Source organism: Pleomorphochaeta naphthae (assembly GCF_055396005.1).
This window is the reverse complement of record NZ_AP042457.1, coordinates 1,040,495-1,061,054: the sequence shown is the minus strand read 5'-3', so window position 1 is coordinate 1,061,054 and position 20,560 is coordinate 1,040,495. Positions and strand designations below refer to the sequence as shown.

Genomic DNA, 20,560 nt, shown 5'->3' with positions numbered 1-20,560 from the left:
ACTGATTTTATCTATTAGCTAAAGAGATTTTTATGTTACTACAAACCAAAAGTACAGAATTGAGTAAATTATTTATGTTTCTAAACCCGTAAGCTCTTCTAATACAGAGTTTTATTTTGTTATTTAAAGCCTCAGTTTTTGCATTGCTAATATTGTATGTTCTAGTTGCCATAATAGCATCATAGTGTCGTTTTATTTTTCTTCCAAGATCTATAAAACTTGGTATTCTGCATCTTCTAGCCCAAGATAACCATGAATCTAAATGTTCTTTAACTTCATCCATATCATCAAGCTTGAATATAAATCTAAGCTCTTCTTTTAGCCTATATGCTCTATATAATTGATTATCATTAAGCTTTATCATTTCCAATTTTTCTCTCTGATTTTTTGTTAAGTTTTCAGGGTTCTTGCGTAAGGCAAATTTAGAATTTTTTATAATCTTTGATTCATCTATTGGTTTCTCATCTCCTTTCTTAGGTCGTCCTCTACCTCGTTTCTTCATTTCCCCTTCTTTCTGTTCAAGTATTACTTTTGCTCTTTGGGAGGCAGCTTTTCTTACATCATCTAAAGCAACTTGTGCCCATCCAATTGCATGAAAAGGATCAATACAACGCTCTGCATTAGGAATATATTTATCTAGACAAGCCTTTATCCATCTAGCTCCATCACCACTAACAGTCTTAATAGAGGCTCTCTGTTTTGGACTTAAATATTCAAAGAATTTAGATAAAGTTTTTTGATTATGTCCTTCCTCTGCCCATATAACTGTACTATCATCGTTATTTACAACTGTTGTAATATAATTATGTCCTTTTTTATAGCTAGTTTCATCAATTCCAATATTAACTAAATTGTTAAACCTATCTTCATATTTAGGAGCTACATCTATTAATACTCTATTAATAATATCACCAACAGTATTCCAAGAAACACCCATAAACTCTGATAATGTTTTCTTGCTTAAATTAAAAGCTAACCAGGCTACTTGATTTTCAAAATCTTTAGTAAATCTAGAGTTATGCCTAGCCCAAGGAACTGCTGCAGTTATAACACCATGTTCTGAACAAGTTACTCTATTAGTATTAGCTAGGACATATACAGGAATGTTTCCAACATCAAGAGATCTCCATTTTCGAGGAGCTTCTTTTTTGTCGTATCCAGGTAATTTTTTTCCACATATTGGGCATCTGTTTTGCTCTCTTTTATATGGTTCTACATGAATATAAAGCTCTTTAATATTTTTAGAATTAGTAATTAATTCCCAACTTTTAACTTTTACATTATTGACACCGATTAATTCTTTTAATAAGCTCGTTCTAGTCACTGGTTATACCTCTTTTGTTGGTTTGTGGTAAAACTACAATAGTCGATAACTAGTGACCTTTTCAATTATATTTCTGAAATTTAAATATTTTTTTTTCTTTACAACTCCAATTTACTAAAATAAATTAACTCCAATTTTTTAAATTTTACCCACATTTACTGATGAAGCCTCTTATTATGATATATTATCACTCCAAAGACAAAGAACAACTAAATCTCACAACCAAGATTGCTAAAAATACAAACGATGCTATATTAATAACTGACAAAGATACAAGAATTACATTTGTTAATAAATCATTTGAACAAATAACAGGTTTTAAAGCATCTGAAGTAATTGGATTAAAAACAAATCATTTTAAATCTGGTCTACATACATCGGAGTTCTATCAAGACATGTGGAATAAAATAAATACCACTGGATCATGGAGTGGGGAAGTATGGGATAGAAAAAAAGATGGGGTTTTTTACCCTAAGTTATTACACATATATTCAATTAAGTCCAAATATAGTAACAATACTATAAAATATATTGGAATTTATTCCGATCTAACAAGAATAAAAGAAAATGAAGCTAATATTAATAGGCTCAAAAATTTTAATTTAGACACAGACTTACCAAATGAAAGCTTCTTAAAAAAGTTAGTTGATTTAAGAGTTTTGAATAAAGATCATAAACCGTTTGGATTATTTTATTTTTCAATTTTAAATTACAATGATATGGTTTTTAATAAAACATCTGAAGAGGTATCGCAAAATATAAATAGTTTTATAAATAAAATTCATGAAATTTTGACTCAAGAAGATTTTATTGCCCAAATATCTAAGAATACTTTTGCTATTGGCTTAATTTCCTATAGTTCTAAAAATAACATTAAAAAGTTTGCTAAACAATTTTTCAAAATTAATCAAAACAGAATATCAACCATTAAGGATGGATTCTTTTTTGAAATTAAAGCTGGTATAGCTATTTATCCAGATGATGATATTACCTCAGAAGGTTTATTATCTAGTGCTAGTATTGCACTTGAAGCAGCAAAGGGTGATAAAACGCACGATTTTATTTTTTCTTCTCCAAAATTAAAAGAAGAAGTTAATAGAGTTATGAAAATGAGTTTATTATTGAGAAAATCAATTATCAATAATGAATTAAGCGTAAATTACCAACCTCAGGTAAATATTAAAACGAATAAAATCGAAGGTGCTGAAGCATTAATAAGATGGAATAATCCTGATTTAGGCAATATTTCACCATTTTTCTTTATACCGATAGCAGAGAAATCAGGTTATATAATTGATATTGGATATTGGTTAATTGAAAGGGTATTTAAAGATTTTAAGGAAATTGAAAATATTGTTCCAGATAATTTCAAAATCTCTATAAATGTTTCACCTATACAATTCCAAGATTTACATTTGATAGAAAAATTCAAAGATTTTTCTGATAAATATTCAATCGATTTGAGTAAATTTGAAATTGAAATAACTGAAAGTATTTTAGTTAAAGATGTTAATATCGTAAATATTAAGCTTCAAAATTTTAAGAGACTAGGTCTATCTATACTGAGACGAGTTACTAGACAACAGAAAAATAATTTCACGAATCCTTGTTAGTTTATTCCCAAAGGAATAATATATTAATTATGGGTAGAAAAAGAAGGACAATTAGCAAAGACACAAAATTAAAGGTTGCATTAGAAGCAATACAAGAGGAAGCTACAGTACAAGAAATTGCAGCAAAATATCAAGTTACACCAAGTATGGTTTCATTGTGGAAAAAAAGTTTATTACGGCATGATTTATCTCCTTTTGAAGAATCAAAGAAAAATACAAAAACTGAAAAAGAATTAGAAGAAGCAAAAGATAAAATAGAGTTCATTACCAAAGCTTATGGTAAATCTCAGCTTGAATTAGAGCTTTTAAAAAAAAAGATGAATTTATTGGATTAGATCTTTGCGAACTTATTACTCCAGGTCTTAAATATTTTTCATTTGGACATACTATTGAATGTTCAATAAGTAAGCAATGTAATATATTAGATATAAGTAGAAGTCATTATTATGATTGGTTAAATCATCATATAGAAAGAGAAATAAAATATAGAGAAGAGAGAAAAATTGATTATGAAAGAGCAATGATTATACTTAAAGCTTGGTCCCCAGTTCCATTTTTAGGATATAGAAAAATATCTGTTATATTAATAAAAAAAGGATATAAGTGGGCAACAGAGAGCATTGTAAGGCGTTTAATGAAGGAATTAGGGATATATAGTGCTATAGCAGTAAAGAATACTTCTAGAGCTAAAAAAGGTAAAAATCATAAGAAATACCCTTATCTGTTGAGAAACATGGTTATCCAATATGTAAATCAAGTATGGGCTACAGATATTACTTATATAGCATTACCCCATGGATTTGTTTACCTTTGTGCAATAATAGATCTTTACAGTCGTAAAATACTTTCATGGAAATTAAGTAATACAATGGACGTATATTTTTGCATTGAATGTTTAGAAAAATCCATAGAAATTTATGGAGTACCATCAATTTTTAATAGTGACCAAGGTAGCCAATTTACCTCAAATGAATTCCTTGCAGTATTAAAAAGAGAACATATTAGAATTAGTATGGATTCTGTTGGTCAAGCAATGGATAATATATATATGGAGAGAACTTGGAGAACTCTAAAATATGAACATATTTTTCTTCATGATTACTCTACCATGAGTGAATTGGAAGAAGGATTGGATTGGTTTATTAATTATTTTAATATTACAAGGCCACACCAATCGTTGGGATATTATGCACCAAATGAAATTTATTACAATGCATTTACTGGTGCAGCGAAAAAAGAGGAAAAACTACTGAAATATTCGTGAAATATTTTAGAAAGTGTCTTGATTCGCATCTCACTATAATCAGTCGCATTAGATGATTTTGGCACAGGTTTTTCTTCTTTAAGTTATTTGAAAAATTTAGATTTTGATAAGATTAAAATTGATAGAAGTTTTATTAAAGATTACCCAGATTCAGATAATGGAGGAATAGCTAAAGTTATAGTTCAAATCGCAAATGAGTTTAACTTAAAAGTAATCACAGAAGGGGTTGAAACAAAAGAACAAGTTGAATATGTTAAATCAATTGGATGTAATTATATTCAAGGTTACTATTATAGCAAACCTTTGATATTTGATGATTTAAAGAAATATATATCAAAACATATTTAAAAAATTGAACAATTAATAAAAAAAGTATCTCCTACAAATATTAAATAAGAGATACTTAAATTAATTGTTTTATAAAAATAATATTAAAGCATAACAAAATAAAATCTAATTATTTGCAATATTTTCTTGAAATATTAATTTGAATTCTTATACAATTTATCAGTTAAACCACTCATTGATAGACCTAAACTATAGGCATATTTCTCTAATGTTGAACAGAGCATTTGTGTTTTTATTTTTCCATGTTCTCTATTACATATATTAGTTTTATTTATTCCAGAACGTTTGGCTAATTCAGATTCAGATAGATGTAAGTCATTTCTAAATTTTTTTAATTTATAATTCATTTCTTCAGGACTAAGTTTATCATTATTAATAACAAATTTCATAGTGATCGAATCGCTTACTCCTGAAAGATGTTCAGCGATATTAAAAAAACTAGCTACAGAAAGATTTACAACAGAACAAATTTTTTCAACTGTTGAATATTTAGGGTTCCAAGTTTCATCAGCATGCCTAATTAAACTTAAAGAAATATCAGCTTTTTTAGCAAAATCTTCACATGATAACCCTGATAGGTTAATTATATAAATTAACGTTTTATAATAATTAATAGGTATAAACTTATGCAAAACAAACTCCTTAAATGTTACTACAATATAAATATTGCCTCATATAATTAGAAGAAATAGTAAAATTTTATTATACTTATTATTGTTCTATATAAAATATTAACAGAGTGGAAAATCATTGTCAAAAAAATGGTTTATAATGAAAATTAAGTTTAAATCTTAATTTTTTAAGCAAAATACCTAGCACAAATCAATACAAATTTATCATTTAAAATTCTTAAAAAATATACTTTTAGTTATTGAAATTAACTAAAAGTATAACTTTTTAGCGATTTTCATTAGTTACAATATCTTAAATATTTGTATACTAAAAACATTAAATAATAATCACCTTAAAAATATTCAAATTATTAAGTAATGCATATAATATCAAAATGAAATTATTGATAATTTCAAATAAAAATTAAGCAAAACATAAAGTTTGATTTTTTCTTATATTTAAAATCGATACACAATTTTTTCCAAACACATTTTCTAAACAAGTTATAATATTTTCAGTCATTTCGCAAGGAATATAAGCTTGAACAGTTCCTGCAAAACCACCACCATGGACTCTAAATGCACCTTCTCCTTTAAGTGTAGTTTCTAAAATAGATAAGGCTAGACCTAAACCTTGTTCTTTATAATTTTCGTATAAATTTTGCAAATAATTATAGGAGCTTTGACCAGATTCATTAACTTTTTTTAGATAAGTTTTTAGATCATTATTTTTTAAAGCATGGACCATTTCATCTACACGTATATTTTCATTAAAGTAATGAATAGCTCTAAGAATTGCCCTATCGTTATTTAAATCCTTTCTCAATTGTGCAATATTAGAAAAAAAAGTTTCTCTATCAACTTCTCTTAAAACTTCTTTCTCAAAATATTGAGCAACCAATTTCATTTCTTTAGGAATATCTTTATAACAATGTGTTAAATTATCATGTGAACCTTTAGTATCGACAATAATAATATTATAACCAAACTCGTGAAAATTAAATGGAATTTGTTCAACTAAAGGAGAATTGTTGTCTTTAAAGTCAATTGACACAATACCACCACAAGCACAAGCTGTTTGGTCCATCAATCCACTAGGTTTACCATAATAATGATTTTCAGCAAATTGACCAATTTTTGCCAATTCTACAGGCGATAACAAATCATCATTATAAAGATGATTAAAGATAGTTGCACATAACACTTCAATAGCTGCTGAAGAAGATAACCCACTACCTTTTAAAACATTAGTAGAAGTGTTAGCAATAAAACCACCAATATTTAAACCTCTTTGTTTAAAAGAATATGCTATTCCTCTTAAAAGTCCATGAGTAGTATTTTCCTCCTGTTTAACATATTCCAAATTAGTTAAATCTATTTCAACAGCAGGAAATCCTTCACTGATTAAAATCGCTTTATTATCACCAGTTTTATTAACAGCGGCAATTGTATCAAGATTAATTGAAGCTGCTAAGACTTTACCTAGATTATGATCTGTATGATTTCCTCCTAATTCAGTTCGACCAGAAGTTGAAAACAAATTTGCACCATCTTTGTTGAAAAGACTTTTATGAGTTTGAAGTAATTTTATAAATCTTTTATCTAAAAACTCACAATCATATTCAGAACCGTATAGATCAGGATAAATTTCATGTAATTTTTTATTTTGAATATCTGATATTTTAATCATAAATCATTCCTTTATAATAAATTTAAATAATGAATTGAACTAAGTTCTCTTAATTGTTGGGCAGCAGTTTCTGCTGTTATATCTCTTTGTGCCATAGCTAGTAATTCATAACCAACCATGAATTTTTTAACTGTTGCAGATCTTAATAGAGGAGGAAAGTAATGGAAATGCATTACGTTACCATAATACTTAGTATCATTAGTCGGTTTTTGATGAATACCCATTGAATAAGGGAAGCTTGTCTTAAATAGATTATCATATTTTATAGTTAAAGCACTAATAGCTTTAGCTAAATTTACATCATTTTCTTTACTTAAATCATTTAAAGATTCAAAAGGTTTATTTAGTGGTAATATCATAGTTTCGTATGGCCAGGTAGCCCAATAAGGAACTACAACTACAAAATCATTATTACTATAAACAACTCTAGTGTTTTCTTTAAGCTCATATTGAGCATAATCTAATAATAGGGAACTCTTATTTTGTAAATAATACTCAGCTTGTTTTTCTAATTCGACTTTAGGTAAATTAGGAATTACTTCCTCAGCCCAAATTTGACCATGAGGATGGGGATTTGAACACCCCATAATTGAACCTTTGTTTTCAAATATTTGAACATGATTTATAAATGGCTTACTTCCTAATTCATTATATTGATCACGCCATACATTTATTATTTTCACGATTGAATCGATGTCCATTCTAGCAACTGTCAAATCATGTCTAGGAGAGAAACATATTACTTTACAAATACCTTTTTCACCCTTTGATTTTAGCATATTATTTGGACCAAAAGATTGTTCATCACTATTTGAATCTTTAATTAATGCAGAAAAATCGTTAGTGAAAACATAAGTATCCTTATAATCAGGATTTTGTTCATTGTTACTTCGAGTATTATTTGGACAAAGATAACATGATGGCTCATATCTTATTTCACTTGGTCTTTGTATATCTTCTACCTGTCCCTGCCAAGGTCTTTTAGTTCTATGAGGAGAGACTTTTATCCATTCACCTGTTAACACATTTAATCTGTTATGAGTTGACTGATTTAATTTTTCCATATAAGCTCCTATTGTATTGATATGTACACGTGTACATTATAGTATAATATACACTTAGTCAAGATTGGAAAGGGAAAATTATGCCAACAAATAGAAACGAAGTTGCAAAACTAGCAAATGTAAGTAGTGCAACAGTAAGTAGAGTATTCAACAATCCAAATTCAGTTTCACAAGAACTTAGAAAAAAAGTTCTTGAGGCTGCAAAAACTTTAAATTACATTCCAAATAAAGCAGCATCTCAATTAAGAAGAAGAGGGACAGGTGTAATAGCTGTTGTGAAAATAAGTAAAACAGATAGATTATATTATTGGGGTTCATTGAAACTTTTTGATTGGTTTTACGCTCAGGCACAAAAGGGTATGCTAAACGCAATAGAAAACACAAGTTATCAATTAAGCTTTTATACAATTGAATCTAAAGATCAATTACATGACATTGAAAAGACGGTTGATGCAATAGTTGGCTATGATATTGATAATAAACAAGAAGAGGCATATTTTGGTAATTTACAAATCCCTTATATTTTGGCTCACCATATAACTCCTAATGATAAATTTTTGCACGTTTCTACTGATAATGAATACGGTGGAAGATTGCAAGGGGAATTTTTAAAAGAAAAGGGTGTAAAAAATCCATTATATATTACAGGTTACCTAGATGAAGTTTTATCACATAAACAAAGATTAGTTGGCATAAAGCAAATCTATCCTAATATTTCAACATTGCAAATTGATTTTATGAATAAGATAGAAATTAACTCAATGGTCGAAAATATATATGATTTGATTCTAGATAATAATTACGATGGTATCGCTTTTGTAAATGATTTAGTATTAGTTCAAACAATTGTTAAGCAAAATATAAATTTACCAATTATTGGTTATGATGGAGCACCTTATATCTCTTTAATTAGCAATGTTGCCTCTATAGATTTCCATATTGATGAAATTTATGAATTAGCTTTAAAAAATATTATAGATTTGATAAATGGTAAAAAAGTTAAAGGCTCTAAAGTAAATCCTTCAATAATCTATTGAATTCAAAAATATAAGAATAAAGAAATGTGTTTCCGTTATCGTTATTTTATTATTTTTGATTATAAAATATTTAATCAGTTGAAGTAAAATAAAATAAATTTATGTCATAACTATTTGTAGTATTATATGCTTAACAATTTTTAATGTAATATATTTGTAATATAATTTTGATGTAATTGCTAATATACTATTGAATAAAAGAGATTTTGATGTATAATAAGCTATAAAACAAAATTAACAACTGGAGACATAAATGCTTGATAGTAGAACAATTCTAATTATAGATGATGATAAGATTCAAAGAAGAATGTTATCAGGAATTCTTAAATCCAAATATACTACTATGGAAGCGGAAAACGGACAAAAGGGATTAGAAATAGCTACATCTTATTTCAAAGATATTTCATTAATTCTACTAGATTTGTCTATGCCAATAATGGATGGTTTTTCTTTTTTAGAAGAAGCTTCCAAAAATGTTATATTTAATGAAATACCAATACTAGTTTTAACAAGTGATGACCAAGTTACTAGTTTATATAAAGCTTTGGAACTTGGTGCAAATGATATATTACCAAAACCTTTTAATTCTAAAAAATTATTAGATAAGATTAGTCAAATCATACATTCATATCAGCTATTAAAAATAGCTCAAGATAAAAATTACTTTAATTTAACAGCTAAACAATTAGCTTATGCCAATGATTTAGACAAATTAACAGGACTCTTCAATAAAGAAGCTTTTCATAAAATTAGTACGGATATTTTATCTGAACACCCAATGGATTATTATTATCTAATTAGAGGTGATTTTATTCGTTTTAAATTAGTTAATGAATTATATGGGAAAAGTGCTGGAGATAAATTATTAAAAGCTTTCTCACTTTTATTAGTTGAAGTTTTAGGAAAAGAGGCTGTTATTTCTAGGTTCAGTGATGATGATTTTGTTGCTCTTATCAAAAAAAACAAGGAAGATTTAAAATTTGATTTAATCAAAATTGAGAACTTTTTAAAAGATTACCCTCTAGATATTTCTCTCAATATTGTTTTTGGAGTATATAAGATTGAAGATAGAAAATTATCAATTGATTTAATATGTGATAGAGCGGCTTATGCATTATCTAAAGCAAAACAAAGCAGAGACACTTGTGTATATGTTGTATATAATGAAAAGCTTGATAAATGGTTAAAAATTGAACAGGCTGTAGTCTCTGGAATCGATTCGGCTATAGAAAATGGTGATATTTTAATTTATTTCCAACCAAAATATTCTCTAACAGACAAATCCATTGTTGGGGCAGAAGCATTAGTTAGATGGCAACATCCTTCTCTAGGAATGTTGAGTCCAGGAGTATTTATTCCAATTTTAGAGGCAAATGGAGTTATCCACCAACTTGACTATTATGTTTGGGATAAGGCATGTGAGAGCGTAGCAAATTGGAGAAAGATGGATTTACTACCTATTCCAGTATCAGTTAACGTTTCACGTAATAATTTTTATAGAGACAAACTTTGGGTTGAAATCTTAGATTTAATTGATAAGCATGGAATTACTCCAGACTGCATTAATATTGAAATTACAGAAACCTCATATATGAATGATCCAGTTCAAGTACAAAATGTAGTAAATAAATGCCAAGAATCAGGCTTATCTGTTCACATGGATGATTTTGGAAGTGGTTATTCATCACTAAATGTTCTAAAAGATTTAGTATTTGACGCATTAAAGATTGATTTAAATTTTTTACAAGATTTAGAATCTAATGAAAGAGCAGCTATTATTTTAAAATCTATAATGGATATGAATAAATTATTGAAACTACCTGTAGTAGCAGAAGGTATAGAAACACAAGAACAAGAAAATTTCCTAAAAGAAATTGGATGTGAAGTTGGACAAGGTTTCTTATTTTCAAGGCCTGTTGAAGAAAAAGTCTTTATATCAATGCTTAAAAAAGAGACTTTAAGACGAAAACACGCTTAATGTATTTTAATTAATCCAGCTTTTTTGATAAAAGCTTCAGCTTTAGTTGTATTTTTTGAAGTTAACAAACTAACCACTAGATAAATAAACAGAGATAAAATCAGCCCTAAAACAACTCTCAGAGTTTCATCATTTTGGAAAATTGGTGATATTGGTAATCCTAATTGATATAACAAATTGTATAAACAATACATGCTTCCTACAATCATAGATGCAAGGGCTCCTTTCTCATTTCCTTTTTTAAAGAAAAATCCAAAAATTAATGGGACAAAGGCTCCGGTAGTAATAATATCTGAAGATAAATACGAAATTACTAAAATACTTCTAATTCTAAGTGCTATTATTAAAGCTATTAATGTTGTAAAAAGAGTAGCGTATTTAGAAATTTTAATTTTATCTTTATCATCGTTATTTAGAATGTCCAAAGTTAAAGTTAGAGCTCCAGTATTAATTAAAGAATCCATTGTGGACATAATTGCAGCACTAATCCCGACAAATACAAATACACTCATAATAGGATTCATTTGGTCTTTAACAATTGATAGAACGATTCCTCCCTCTGGAATCTTATTATAAAGGACTAAGGCATCCATACCCGTCAAAACAACAATTAAATATAATGGGATATATATAAAAAAAGACATTAAAGTCATTTTTTTAGCATCTTGTTCATTTTTTGTTGCAGAAATTCTCTGCCAAACATTAGCTTGAATCATCCAAGCACAGCCAAATGTAATTACATAAGCAAAATATTTTTTAGCACCAGCAAAAAAGGAAAAATAATCAACCTTATTTATCAACTTAGAATAATTATATACATTTGAAAGCCCTCCGGCTTTATTCGTAGCAACAAAAAAAACTAATAAGGAGGCAATTAAAAGAAAACAAAACTGTATAATATCAGTTAAAACAACACCTCTAAATCCACCAAATACTGAATAAATGAGAACTATAGAAGTCCCCATTATAATTCCCATTTCATAACTAAGATTTAAATAAGTTCCAAAAAATTGACCTAAACCAACCATTTGTGAAGCTACAGTAAAAGTCATAAAAATATAAATTAAAAAGGATAAATACTTTGCTGCAACTTTTGAATATCTAGCAATAAATAATTCGCCTTGAGTTAAATAGCCAATTTTTCTAATTGATTTTGAAAAAACAATCATCAAAAAAGTTGAAATCAATACAGGCACACCATAATACCAAAAGGCACTTAGCCCATCTTCATAGGCTAAATCAGCTGTTGAAATTGCAGAACCAGCTCCCCACCATGAAGCAATGAAAGTTATTGAAAGAGCCCAAAAGGGTAAACTTCTGCCCGCAAAAAAATAATCTTCAACATTTTTATTAGGTTTTTCTATAGTAACCGCTATGAGAAGAATAACAAAATAGATAAACAAACCAAGAATTGATAAAGATATAATCATTTAAACGTCCTATTCAGTACTATCTTTAAATTTTATATCAATAAGAAAAAAAAGTAAATCAATAATAATAAATGATATATGTCAAAAAAAATACAAAAAAATACTTAGTTTATTATTGACATATGTTGTTTTCAAGTATAAGGTTTACCTAAGTAATTTAGAATAAAGGAAGGGTATATGAGAATAGGATTAGCTATTGAAGAAAGAGATTTGGAAAAACATATCAATCAAACATTTGGCAGAGCTCCATTTTTTGTTATATATGATAGCGAAAGCAAAGAAGTAGCATTTTATGACAATGATGCTAAAAATGCTTCTGGCGGAGCAGGTATTAAAGCTGCACAGTTTTTTGTAGATGCAGATGTAGATGCTGTTTTGGCTTTTAGACTAGGTGAAAATGCTGTAAAAGTATTATCTAATGCTAATATTAAATTATTTGAACCAAGGGAAGAGCTAAGTGCTAACTCAAATATACATTTACTACTGCAAGATGAACTAAACACTTTAGTTGAAATTCACAGTGGATATCATCACGGTTAGTTAAGTATGAATAAAATAGCAGTATTAAGTGGAAAAGGGGGTAGTGGTAAAACTTTTGTTTCAACTAATTTATCCAACCTTATTGATAACTCAACTTATCTAGATTGTGATGTAGAAGAGCCAAATGGCTATATTTTTTTTGATGATGCAAAATTAGTAAAAGAAAAAAAAGTATTTAAAGAAATACCTTCTTTTGATTTCCAAAAATGTGATGGTTGTAGAAAATGTGTTGAATTTTGTAATTTTTCTGCTCTTGCAATAATTAAGGGAGAACCATTATTATTTGAAGAAGTATGCCACAGCTGTGGCGGATGTGAATTAATTTGTCCCAAAGGAGCAATAAAAAACATCAAACAAGAAGTAGGAATTGTAGAAGTATATAAAAAAGAGGAGAAAAAGTTTGTAAGTGGAAGACTTAATATAGGGGAAGCTTCTGCTGTTTCTCTAATTTCTAAAGTACTTGAAGAGGCTAGCGAAACTAGTATTGTTGATTGTCCTCCAGGAAGTGCTTGTTCAACTATGGAAGCTATAAAAGGTTCATCATACTGTATTTTAGTCACAGAACCTACAATTTTTTCTCTACATAATATTAAAATGATTGTTGAGTTAGTTGAATTGTTTAAAATACCTTATGGGTTTGTTATAAACAAAAGCGATGAAAAATTAGACTATATTATTGAAGATTATGTTAATTCAATAAATAAAGAAATTCTTGTTAAAATACCTTTCTCTAAAGAAATTGCTAACTCTACATCTCAAGGAAAATTAGTTAGCAAAATAAATCTTTTAAGTTACCAAATATTTAAAAGTTTAAAAAATAAATTAAAGATGTATGAGGTAATTTAATGAAAAAAATATTAGTAATTTCTGGTAAAGGTGGAACAGGGAAAACTACAATTTCTTCGACATTGATTGATTTATTAAAAATTAATGCTTTTGCTGATTGTGATGTGGATGCACCAAATCTTCACCTTGTTAGTTCTATTGATTTATCAAGTGTTAATGAAAAAAAGTTCAGAGGTATGGATATATTTCAAATTAACCCATCATTGTGTATTAATTGTGGAAAATGTCTATCTTTGTGTAAATTTTCATCAATAAAAATAGAAAATGATACTTACAAAATTGATCCATTCTCTTGCGAGGGGTGCGGAGTTTGTGAGTACTTCTGCCCTGTAAAAGCTATATCTCCAATGGTAAATTATGTAGGTAATACGCAAGTTTATAAATCAAATAGAATATTTTCTACAGCTACACTTAAAATGGGAAGTGGGAATAGTGGTAAATTAGTCTCTCAAGTTAAAAAAAACTTAGATGATAATATTGAAAATGAAGATTTAGTGATTATTGATGGTTCCCCTGGTATTGGTTGTCCTGTAATAGCATCTTTATCTGCAATCGATCTAGCATTAATTGTAACAGAACCCTCTCTTTCAGGATTAAGTGATTTAAAAAGGATAGTAAAAACGGCTAAAATATTTAAAACAAGAATTGCTGTCATTATAAACAAAGCAAATTTAAATGAAGAGATGTATCAAATAATCAAAGATTATGTGAAAAAAGAAAATTTAACTTCTCTTGGTAGAATAGACTACGATAAAAATGTTTCACTAGCCATAAATAAAAATAAATCATTAGCTACAATGAATACAGCTGCAGCTAGAGATTTAAGAATAATAGCACAAAATTTATTACTTGAATTACAAAATTATACTAAATAAACATTTTTTAACAAAATAATACAATATGAAAATTATATAACAGAATTTTATCATTTTTATTGTATTGATAGTAAAATTAGTAAAAAATATTGTACTTTAGTCTTGAAAAAGAACCATTGTCCTTTTACAATAATTTAGTTAGTTTTGAATCTTAAAGGGGAAAACAAAGATGAAAGAAAAACTTAATAAATTGAAGAATTGGGGTTGTGATATTAACGGGGCCTTAGAGAGATTTTTAAATGATAAAGATTTATACAATGAATGTTTATCAATGTTTGTAAATGATGAGAACTTTGATTCGTTAAAATTACATATTAATGACGAAGATCAAAGTGTTCCTTTTAGTTACGTACATACTTTAAAAGGTGTAGCAGGGAATCTTGGTATTACACCACTATTTGAATCACTTAGCGAACTATGTGAAGCTTTACGAAATAATTCATATGATCCAAACAGTGGTTTATATGAGAGAACTATCGTCGATTATAATATTTTCTTAGAAATTATGAAGTAAATTTTGTAATAAGGACTTTTACATTACCACCACAAATCATTCCCAATTCACTTGCCTTAGTATTAGACAAATTATGGTAAAATAATTGGGATTTTTTATTATTAGTCAAAAGTAATTTTTTACTATCTTCTATAACTCTTGCTTCTACAGCACCACCTCCAACAGTACCTTGAACCTCACCGTTAGAAAAAACTGCTAAAAATGAACCTTGTTCTCTTGGTGCAGAACCTCTTTTTTCAACAATTCTAGCTACAACAAAAGGTTCTTTTTCATTTGCTAGTCTTCTAAGCAGATTTACATCCAATTCAATTTGCTTTTTAACACCTTTTGTAACTTTGATTATTTGTGCAACAATAGATACCGCAATTTCCTCAGGAGTTTGTGCATTTATTTCAAGTCCAATGGGGGAATAAATACTATCTAATTCATCTTTAGTTATAGGTAATGTACCCTCATCAATTTCATCTAAAATTGCTTTTTTAGTAATTGCAACTTTGCTTCTTGATCCTATCATACCTATATATCTAGATTTTTTTACTATTGCAGCTTCTAAACAAGACTTATCGTGTTTATGACCTCTTGTAGCTATGATAATAGCTGCATTAGATAAATCAAGCTTTGATATTTCTTCACTATAATTTCCTAAAATAAGATTAGCGTTAGGATATTTTTCAGGTGTACAAAAATCTGATCGATCTTCTATGATTGTAACCTTCCAATCTAATAGTATAGCTAAATTATATACAGCAAGACCAACATGACCTCCACCACACATTACAATTTCTAATTTGCCAGCAAGTCTTTCACTAAGATATTCTCCACTATCAATTAAATCAGAAGAATTAGCTTCTAATAATTTATTGTTTATATCATATATGGCTTCATTACCTAAATTTTCTTTATCTAATCTTGTTCTTCTTTCAATAGTAGAATTGAGATTATTTAGTATAGTTGTGAAATAATTATTCATCTAAAATAACTCCTTACTTTCTTTATATATTATTATTATATAATAAAGATGTAATAATATCCATTATATTGTTAAACAGAAAATGAAAGGGTAAAAATCTATAATTTTAGGATTAAAAATAGTTAAAAAACAATTAAATGTAGTTTATTTTTTTAGAAAAAGTAGTAAAGTGAGTCCTATGGAATCAATAAGAGAACTTTATAAAATTGGCTATGGTCCTTCTAGTAGTCATACCATGGGGCCACGTTTTGCTACTAACATGTTTTTAAACGACTGTCCTGATGCAGAAAGATATCAAGTAATATTATTTGGCTCTTTAGCAGCAACTGGTAAAGGTCATTTGACAAATGTAGCTATCGAAGATGTTTTTAATAAAAGGCATAAAAAAATAGAGATAATTTGGAAAAGCAATGAATTTAAACCTTACCACCCAAATGCTTTAACATTTTTTGCATATGATAACAATGACAAAGTTTTACTTGAAAAAACTTATTACAGTGTAGGTGGAGGAAGTGTTGAAGAAGAAGGTAAAGAAAAATCTGACAAGTTAATAGTTTATGGTGAACAATTTAATAGCATGAAAAAAATTCTAGATTATTGTGAAGCTGAAGGTTTACAACTTTGGGAATTTGTAAAAAGAATTGAAGGAAATTCAATTGTTGATTACATGCAAGAAGTTTGGCTTGCGATGACTAAAGCTATCAAAAAAGGATTGGACACAGAAGGTGTATTACCAGGTGGCCTTAAATTGCAAAGAAAGGCCTCTATGTATTACTCTAAGAGCAAAAATTATACGGGATCTATGAAACACAACAGTGAAATTATAGCTTATGCTTTAGCTGTTAGTGAAGAAAATGCTAGTGGTAATGTTATTGTAACTGCTCCAACTTGTGGTAGCTGTGGAATATTACCAAGTGTATTATATTATCTAAACAATAATAATAAGTTCAAAAAATCAAAAATAATTAATGCATTATTAACAGCAGGGCTCATTGGAAATATAGTTAAACAAAATGCTTCAATCAGTGGAGCTGAAGTAGGTTGTCAGGGTGAAGTGGGTGTAGCTTGTGCAATGGCAAGTGCTGCAGCAACTCAAATTATGGGGGGATCTATATATCAAATTGAATATGCAGCAGAAATGGGATTAGAACATCATTTAGGATTAACTTGTGACCCAATGTTAGGGTTAGTTCAAATTCCATGTATAGAAAGAAATGCAATGGCTGCAGTTAGATCTATAGATCATTGCACTTATGTACTACTTGGAGATGGTAGACATAAAGTTTCTTTTGATGAAGTAGTAGAAGTTATGAACGAAACTGGACAAGCAATCCCACCATTATATAGAGAAACATCTCTTGGTGGGCTTGCATTAATTCAAAAATGGAAAGAAGATAATAAAAAAAGGTAAACTTTTACATATTATTTAAGAATTTATATATAACAGTTAAAACACCACCTGCTATGTTTCTACCTTTATCAGAGACAGAAAGGTGGTCTGCTTTTTCTCCTCTAGGATCAATATCCGCAACTTTAAAACCTTTAGGGACTTTTAATCCTTCAGTTAACAAACCTCTAAGCTTTCCATCAATAGTGGCTTTAACTTCAATTTCTCCAACTTTAGCTATAAGGTCGCCTTTTTTAACAATATCTCCAATATTTTTTAAAGGAATCCAAACACCACTTGCTGGACTGTGAATAACTCTTTCTTTACCAAAGCCACCAATAATTCCAGGAATACCAGAATTCTTGATTGCTGAACCTTTAGATATCACATTACCTACATAATGACCTCTTTTAGTCTCTATAATATAGTGGCAATCTTTTCCAACTTCAAAACCTGGACCTAGAGCAATAACTAAAGGAGCATCAGTAATTTTTGTACCTAAATTCTTTTTAGCAAGAATAGCATCGATAACTATCAGAGGTTTAATTTTTTTAATTAAAGAGGCATCTTTATCAGCAACTAAAGCAATATTGCCATCTTCTAATACTTTAAGAATATCATCTAAATTATTTTTATCACATTTTATAGCAACTGAACCTTCAACTTCATATCTCGAATCATACATAGCTTGGGCAAAAGATACAGTGCGTCTAATAACAGTTGGTTCATCAGTTTCTAAAGCAATTACTCTAAATCCTAAACGATTAAGCTTTAATATTGTAGCAGTTGCAAGATCTCCAGCACCTCTTACAATTATAGGTCGATAAAGATAAGTCTTTTTAGTTGGATTGTTTTTATTTTGTTTTGACATTACTTCACTTATAATGCTAAGAGCAACTTGATATGGAGTTTGACCACCAATATTTAAGCCAATTGGACAGTGAAGCTTTAAATTTTGTTCATTATTTAATTCTAAATCTTGTATCAAGTCATACATATGTTTATGACTTGTCATAATACCAACATACCATGCATCTGAATTTAATGCAGCAATATAATCTTTAGATTTCATTAAAGAATGATTTAAAACTAAAATAGCACTATTATTAGTATTAATTTGTTCAATTGTAATACTAATATCATCAGTTAAATAAATATTGCTAGCAGTTGGAAAATCTAAAGGATTTGCAATGTCTTCTCTTTTTTCAATAATAACAATTTCATAGCCAGCCATAGTAGCAATTTGTGCAACGCTTTTTCCAACATGACCTCCACCAATTATAATGATTTTAGAAGAATTTTCTCCTACATCAATTGATATTTTGATATAATCTTTTTTAGATATATCATCACGATAAAGGGTAAAAAGTCCACCTTTTTGCTCTAATAATGCTTTTTTAGCTTGTTCTATTGCTTTATATTCAAGCAATCCACCACCGATAGTACCATAACTTTTACCATCGCTTTTAACTAACATTCTTCCACTAGTTCTAGTTACAACTCCACTATAATCACATAGAGTAACCCAGGCAAAAGGAATATTTTTCTCCTCTAATTCTGAGGCAATTTTATAAGGCGAATCATTAAAATCTTTCATAAGAACCATTATATCACAAAAAACATAATCGATGAAATATTTTTACAAACAAAAAACCTCTATCCAAAAAAAAATTAGATAGAGGTTATATAAATTTGAATTAATTATTTAGCTTTTGGAGCCTTAACTAAAATTGTTTTTAAGAAAGGTTTATCCTCTAAATTTTTAACAAGAGCTCTAGCACGAGCCTTATTTACATAATTAGGATCTTCAAAAGAATAAGTAAAGTTTGTATGAATATCGTAAGTATTATTCATAAGAGCATAAGCGTCTTCAGTAATTACTAACTCTTCATCAGTTGGAATAACATAAATACGAGATGGAGAACTATCTTTACTAATATCAAATTCGCCATTTCTACATCTACATTGATTATTTTTTTCAACATCAACATCGATTCCTAAATTTGCTAAACCTTCAAGTGCACCGAGTCTAATATGTTCACCCATTTCGCCAACACCTGCAGTAAATACAACAGCATCAACTCTTCCAAGTAGGGCAGCATAAGCACCAATATATTTTTTAATTCTATGAGTTTCCATTTTAATAGCTAATTGAGCTTTTTTATTACCATTATCAGCTTCAGAGTGTACATCTCTTCTGTCAGTTAAACCACAGATTCCTAAAAGACCACTCTTTTTATTTAAAGCAGTATCCATTTCATCTGGAGTCATGTTAGTTTTATTCATAACGAAAGGTACAATAGCAGGATCGATATCACCACTACGTGTTCCCATTACTAAACCTTCTAAAGGTGTTAGACCCATTGAAGTATCAATACAAACACCATTTTTAACAGCACATACAGATGCCCCATTACCAATATGGCATATAATTACATTAGTATCTTTATTTTCTTTACCGAGAAGAACTGCAGCTCTTTTTGCACAATAAAGATGACTTGTTCCATGGAAACCATATCTTCTTACATTGTAGTCAGTATACCAATTATAAGGTACGGCATACATGAAAGCTTCTTCAGGCATAGTTTGATGCCAAGCAGTATCCATTACAATAGCGTGAGGAACATCAGGCATTACTTTTCTAGCAGCTTCAATACCCATGATATTAGCTGGCATATGTAAAGGTCCTAAAGGAATTAATTGTTTTAATTCTTCAATTACCTTATCATCTACTAAAGCAGATTTTTTGAAAATTTCACCACCATGTAAAACTCTATGACCAACAGCACCGATTTGTGATAAGTCAGAGATAACACCATATTCGTCATCTACTAGTATCTTAATGATTAATTCAATGGCTTCTTTATGAGTTGGAGAAGAGAATTTTGCAGTATACTCTTCTTTATCTTTGGCTTTATGTTCAATAGTTGAATATTCAAGTCCTATACGTTCTACAACACCAACAGCTAAAACATCCTTGTTTGTCCAATCGAATACTTGATATTTTGCAGAAGAACTTCCGCAATTCAGAGTTAGAATCACCATAATTTTGGGCTCCTTAATTTAAAA

18 protein-coding genes and 1 pseudogene are annotated in these 20,560 nt (G+C 28.7%); 11 read left to right on the top strand and 8 right to left on the bottom strand.

Annotated features, from left to right (window positions below; genetic code table 11):
* Nucleotides 1–7: 7 nt before the first annotated feature.
* Nucleotides 8–1,324, bottom strand: coding sequence for an ISL3 family transposase (locus tag ACZ5SO_RS04835; protein ID WP_464627178.1), 1,317 nt, complete (start codon nucleotides 1,322–1,324; stop codon nucleotides 8–10).
* 176 nt (nucleotides 1,325–1,500) lie between these two features.
* Between ACZ5SO_RS04835 and ACZ5SO_RS04830 the strand changes: the two genes are divergently transcribed.
* From ACZ5SO_RS04830 to ACZ5SO_RS04815, 4 genes and pseudogenes are all read left to right on the top strand, one after another.
* The gene (locus ACZ5SO_RS04830) at nucleotides 1,501–2,937 is read left to right on the top strand and encodes an EAL domain-containing protein (RefSeq protein WP_464627177.1); all 1,437 of its coding nucleotides are present in this window, start codon (nucleotides 1,501–1,503) and stop codon (nucleotides 2,935–2,937) included.
* Between the two features lie 29 nt (nucleotides 2,938–2,966).
* Complete coding sequence (locus tag ACZ5SO_RS04825; protein WP_464623952.1) at nucleotides 2,967–3,272, top strand: transposase; 306 nt, start codon at nucleotides 2,967–2,969, stop codon at nucleotides 3,270–3,272.
* Nucleotides 3,233–4,201 (top strand): IS3 family transposase, encoded by a 969-nt coding sequence (locus ACZ5SO_RS04820; RefSeq protein ID WP_464627830.1) that lies wholly within the window; start codon nucleotides 3,233–3,235, stop codon nucleotides 4,199–4,201. Before ACZ5SO_RS04825 ends, ACZ5SO_RS04820 begins: the two co-directional genes overlap by 40 nt.
* A 51-nt stretch (nucleotides 4,202–4,252) precedes the next feature.
* Nucleotides 4,253–4,549, top strand: a pseudogene (locus ACZ5SO_RS04815) (EAL domain-containing protein); the annotation flags it as partial.
* A gap of 134 nt (nucleotides 4,550–4,683) precedes the next feature.
* Here the strand turns inward: ACZ5SO_RS04815 and ACZ5SO_RS04810 are convergent.
* From ACZ5SO_RS04810 to ACZ5SO_RS04800, 3 genes are all read right to left on the bottom strand, one after another.
* Nucleotides 4,684–5,181, bottom strand: coding sequence for a hypothetical protein (locus ACZ5SO_RS04810; RefSeq protein ID WP_464627175.1), 498 nt, complete (start codon nucleotides 5,179–5,181; stop codon nucleotides 4,684–4,686).
* Between the two features lie 403 nt (nucleotides 5,182–5,584).
* Entirely contained in the window at nucleotides 5,585–6,850 is a 1,266-nt protein-coding gene (locus tag ACZ5SO_RS04805) for a galactokinase (RefSeq protein WP_464627173.1), read from the bottom strand.
* Between the two features lie 11 nt (nucleotides 6,851–6,861).
* Nucleotides 6,862–7,914 (bottom strand): UDP-glucose--hexose-1-phosphate uridylyltransferase, encoded by a 1,053-nt coding sequence (locus ACZ5SO_RS04800; protein WP_464627171.1) that lies wholly within the window; start codon nucleotides 7,912–7,914, stop codon nucleotides 6,862–6,864.
* A gap of 80 nt (nucleotides 7,915–7,994) precedes the next feature.
* Between ACZ5SO_RS04800 and ACZ5SO_RS04795 the strand changes: the two genes are divergently transcribed.
* A complete protein-coding gene (locus ACZ5SO_RS04795; RefSeq protein ID WP_464627170.1) occupies nucleotides 7,995–8,951 on the top strand; it encodes a LacI family DNA-binding transcriptional regulator in 957 nt (318 codons plus the stop codon).
* 253 nt (nucleotides 8,952–9,204) lie between these two features.
* On the top strand, nucleotides 9,205–10,929 hold the full coding sequence (locus tag ACZ5SO_RS04790) for a two-component system response regulator (protein ID WP_464627169.1): 1,725 nt from the start codon (nucleotides 9,205–9,207) through the stop codon (nucleotides 10,927–10,929).
* Here the strand turns inward: ACZ5SO_RS04790 and ACZ5SO_RS04785 are convergent.
* The gene (locus tag ACZ5SO_RS04785; RefSeq protein WP_464627167.1) at nucleotides 10,926–12,359 is read right to left on the bottom strand and encodes a sodium:solute symporter family protein; all 1,434 of its coding nucleotides are present in this window, start codon (nucleotides 12,357–12,359) and stop codon (nucleotides 10,926–10,928) included. The two genes, ACZ5SO_RS04790 and ACZ5SO_RS04785, sit on opposite strands and share 4 nt — an antisense overlap.
* A 177-nt stretch (nucleotides 12,360–12,536) precedes the next feature.
* On the opposite strand from ACZ5SO_RS04785, the gene ACZ5SO_RS04780 reads away from it, so the two are divergent.
* The 4 genes from ACZ5SO_RS04780 (at nucleotide 12,537) to ACZ5SO_RS04765 (ending at nucleotide 15,134) form a co-directional block, all read left to right on the top strand.
* Nucleotides 12,537–12,899 carry a NifB/NifX family molybdenum-iron cluster-binding protein gene (locus tag ACZ5SO_RS04780; RefSeq protein ID WP_464627166.1) on the top strand — a complete coding sequence of 121 codons (363 nt, stop codon included), beginning with the start codon at nucleotides 12,537–12,539 and terminating at the stop codon, nucleotides 12,897–12,899.
* 6 nt (nucleotides 12,900–12,905) lie between these two features.
* Entirely contained in the window at nucleotides 12,906–13,745 is an 840-nt protein-coding gene (locus tag ACZ5SO_RS04775; RefSeq protein ID WP_464627165.1) for a nucleotide-binding protein, read from the top strand.
* A complete protein-coding gene (locus ACZ5SO_RS04770) occupies nucleotides 13,745–14,620 on the top strand; it encodes a nucleotide-binding protein (RefSeq protein ID WP_464627164.1) in 876 nt (291 codons plus the stop codon). The genes ACZ5SO_RS04775 and ACZ5SO_RS04770 overlap by 1 nt, the downstream gene beginning before the upstream one ends.
* 169 nt (nucleotides 14,621–14,789) lie before the next feature.
* Nucleotides 14,790–15,134: an Hpt domain-containing protein gene (locus tag ACZ5SO_RS04765; protein ID WP_464627163.1), complete on the top strand. Its 345-nt coding sequence runs from the start codon at nucleotides 14,790–14,792 to the stop codon at nucleotides 15,132–15,134.
* Here ACZ5SO_RS04765 and ACZ5SO_RS04760 read toward each other — a convergent pair.
* Entirely contained in the window at nucleotides 15,124–16,104 is a 981-nt protein-coding gene (locus ACZ5SO_RS04760; RefSeq protein WP_464627161.1) for an XdhC family protein, read from the bottom strand. The two genes, ACZ5SO_RS04765 and ACZ5SO_RS04760, sit on opposite strands and share 11 nt — an antisense overlap.
* A 178-nt stretch (nucleotides 16,105–16,282) precedes the next feature.
* Here ACZ5SO_RS04760 and ACZ5SO_RS04755 point away from each other — a divergent pair, with 178 nt between their 5' ends.
* Nucleotides 16,283–17,515, top strand: a complete 1,233-nt coding sequence (locus tag ACZ5SO_RS04755; RefSeq protein ID WP_464627160.1) for an L-serine ammonia-lyase — start codon at nucleotides 16,283–16,285, stop codon at nucleotides 17,513–17,515.
* 4 nt (nucleotides 17,516–17,519) lie between these two features.
* Here the strand turns inward: ACZ5SO_RS04755 and yqeB are convergent, their stop codons facing one another.
* Entirely contained in the window at nucleotides 17,520–19,088 is a 1,569-nt protein-coding gene (yqeB, locus tag ACZ5SO_RS04750; RefSeq protein ID WP_464627159.1) for a selenium-dependent molybdenum cofactor biosynthesis protein YqeB, read from the bottom strand.
* 104 nt (nucleotides 19,089–19,192) lie between these two features.
* Nucleotides 19,193–20,536, bottom strand: a complete 1,344-nt coding sequence (locus ACZ5SO_RS04745; protein WP_464627157.1) for an acetate kinase — start codon at nucleotides 20,534–20,536, stop codon at nucleotides 19,193–19,195.
* Nucleotides 20,537–20,560 lie beyond the last annotated feature (24 nt).